Genomic DNA, 2,773 nt, shown 5'->3' on the forward strand with positions numbered 1-2,773 from the left:
GTCCTCCGTCCGCTCGCTCATGCACTTGGCGCAGATCGCCCGCCGCGGGAAGAAGTGCTCGCCGCAGTCCCGGCAGCGCGAGCCGAGCAGGCGCGGCGGCTCGACGGGGTCGTCGGGGACGGTGAAGTAGCCGGGCTTCACCGGCACGCGCGCCCGCCGACCCTCCATCGTGCGCGCGAGTTACAACCGGACGGTCGGAGCTGTCAAACCGGTCAGGGCTCGCGCGTCCCCTTGAACGTCGCGACCGCGTGGAAGGGGATCGCCTGTGCGAAGATCTCGAGGCTGGCGGCGAGGGTGCTCGTGCCGTGCAGACGAAGTCCGCTGCGCGAGAGCTTCACCACGGTGCGGTAGCTCGTCACCGCGAGCGGATACCCGATGCAGATCGTCCCCGCGGCGTCGATCTCGTCGAGGTTGGTGGGCGTGAGCACGAGCCGCCCGTGCCGTCCCGCCCGGTAGGTCCCGACCTCGTCGGGGATCTCCGCGCCGCAGGACGTGATGTGGGTGCTCGGGAGGCGATAGGTTCCGTCGATGCGCAGCACGAGCGTGCTGGTGAAGCGGGGCGGGGCGGGCGCGGCCTGAATGCCGCCCAGGCCCCAGACCTTGGCCCTGCCGGCGACGTTCCAGCAGGGGACGGGCGCGACGAGGCAACCCTGGTGCGAGTCGCAGGCCTCGACGGTGCAGAGGTCCCCGTCGTCGCAGGAGAGCAAGGATCCCCCCGTGCACACCCCGCTCTGGCAGCTCTCGCCCACGATGCAGGCGTCGTCGTTGGCGCAGGGGGTTCCGTCCGGCTGGAGCCCACCCCCCACGCATGCACCGCCGGACGGGTCACAGATGCTGCGCGTGCGGCACGGCACCGGCGCGGCGGTGCATCCGCCTGTGGGGGTCCCCGTGCACTGGCCGGCCTGGCAGGCGTCGCTCTGCGTGCACGCATCCTGGTCGTCGCACGCGGTACCGTCGGGCTGCCCTGCGCACGCGGGATCGCCCGCGTGGTAGCGGATCGACCCGAAGAGCGCGGGCACGCCGTCCTCGCAGTGCTGCTCGAAGTCGGCGGCGAAGCTCTGCACCCTTCCGTCCGCGCCGTAGGTGGCCTCGAGCACCAGGAAGCGACCGGTCAGGGTGTTGCAGCCCCGGCCGTCGCCGTACACGGAGAGGCCGGGCGCGCTCGCGGCCTGGAACGGCCAGCGCACGGCGCCCTCGTAAGCGCCCGGCACGAGCGTTGCGCTCATCGGCGCCGCGAGGTCGACTGACCAGAAGTCGCCGGGCGCGCTGCCGTCGAAGTCGACGTTCACGCCGTTGTCGAAGTTCCGGCTGGCCGTGAAGGTGCCGTCGGCGGCCGTGACGAGCCGGCCTGCGCCCTGGCCGATGTAGTCACCGGGCTGGCTGTTCAGGAAGAGCAGCGTGCCCGCTTGGGCCGCGCTCGCCAGCCACAGGCTGGCCGCCAGGACCGTCCACCGCATCCCCTGCCTCCGACGCCGCGCGCGTCAGGCGAGATTGTAGAGGCGGAGCGCATTGGTCGCAAAGATCTTGTGGCGTGACGCCTCGGGAATGCCGGCCATTTTCTTGACACTCTCGCGCACTGCGCCCGGGAAGAGCGCGTCGGGATGCGGGTAGTCGGAGGCCCACACCACGCAGTCGTCGCCCACCAGGCGCACCACCGCCTCCACCACGCCGTCCTCCGGGTCGGTCGAGATCACGCACTGCCGCCGGAAGTACTCCGATGGCTTCATGCGCACGGCGGGAAGAAGCTTCCCCCACGTCTCCAGGTGCCCGTCCATGCGGTCGAGCCAGTAGGGGAGCCAGGCCGAGCCCGACTCGAGGAAGGCGACGCGCAGGGTGGGGTGGCGCTCGAGGACGCCGGTCAGGATCAGGCCCGCGCACGCCGCCATCTGCTCGAAGGGATGCGAGAGGACGTGGAGCATGGCCGGGTTCTCGAAGCGGTCGCGGCCGAGGGTCGGGATGCCGTCGCTCAGCCCCTCGTGCACGGTGACGGGGACGCCGAGCGCCGCCGCGCGCTCCCAGAAGCGCTCGTAGGCCGGATGATGGATGGGCCGTCCGGCGTACGGGTTCGGACGCACGAACGCGCCCCGGAAGCCGAGCTTCTCGGTCGCCCGCTCGAGCTCGCGGAGCGAGGCGTCGACGTCGGCGAGCGGCAGCATCGCGACCCCGAACAGGCGCGACGGCGCGACCCGGCAGTAGTCCGCGAGCCAGTCGTTGTAGGCGCGGCAGAGGGCGGCCATCAGCGCCGGGTCGCTCGTCTCGGGTACGTAGAAGGCGACCGAGGGGAAGAGGACCGAGACGTCAATGCCCTCGCTGTCCATGTCGCGGAGGCGCGCCTGCGGGTCCCAGCCGCCGGCCCGGAAGTTGGCCGCCGCGACGTCGTAGTCGGGGCCGAGGGTGAGCAGCATCGCGTGGCGCATGACGAGCCGGCCGTCGAGCAGCATGCAGGGGCGGCCGCGCTCGTCGAGCACCGGGCGCGGAGCGCGCTCGCGGTAGGCCGGCTCCACGTAGTCGGTCCACAGGCTCATCGGCTCGGTCACGTGCCCGTCGGCATCGACGACGGCGATCTGGTTCATGGGGCGTCCCTCCCTGGCAGTGCGCTCCCACCTTGACAAACGAACGTTTGTTCGTGTACGCGGGGCGCATGAGCCCCCGGGCGGCCACCGCCCGCAGCCGCGAAGCCCCTTCCACGCGCGACGCGATCCTCGACGCCGCCGAGCGGCGCTTCGCCGACCGGGGCTTCGCCGGCGTATCGATGCGGGAAATCGCCGGGGAG

The 2,773-nt window shown here is 72.0% G+C and carries 4 protein-coding genes; 1 reads left to right on the forward strand and 3 read right to left on the reverse strand.

All coding sequences use genetic code 11. The features are described 5' to 3' along the window. From E6J59_19650 to E6J59_19660, 3 genes are all read right to left on the reverse strand, one after another. A partial coding sequence (locus E6J59_19650) for a hypothetical protein (protein TMB15917.1) occupies positions 1 to 168 on the reverse strand: 168 nt, incomplete at its 3' end. A 44-nt stretch (positions 169 to 212) separates the two neighbouring features. Further along, positions 213 to 1,457 carry a hypothetical protein gene (locus E6J59_19655; protein TMB15918.1) on the reverse strand — a complete coding sequence of 415 codons (1,245 nt, stop codon included), beginning with the start codon at positions 1,455 to 1,457 and terminating at the stop codon, positions 213 to 215. Between the two features lie 24 nt (positions 1,458 to 1,481). Then, positions 1,482 to 2,573: an amidohydrolase gene (locus E6J59_19660; GenBank protein ID TMB15919.1), complete on the reverse strand. Its 1,092-nt coding sequence runs from the start codon at positions 2,571 to 2,573 to the stop codon at positions 1,482 to 1,484. A 68-nt stretch (positions 2,574 to 2,641) separates the two neighbouring features. Between E6J59_19660 and E6J59_19665 the strand changes: the two genes are divergently transcribed. Continuing rightward, a partial coding sequence (locus E6J59_19665; GenBank protein TMB15920.1) for a helix-turn-helix transcriptional regulator occupies positions 2,642 to 2,773 on the forward strand: 132 nt, incomplete at its 3' end.

Source organism: Deltaproteobacteria bacterium (genome assembly GCA_005879795.1).
In the GTDB taxonomy this organism is placed as follows: domain Bacteria; phylum Desulfobacterota; class Binatia; order DP-6; family DP-6; genus DP-6.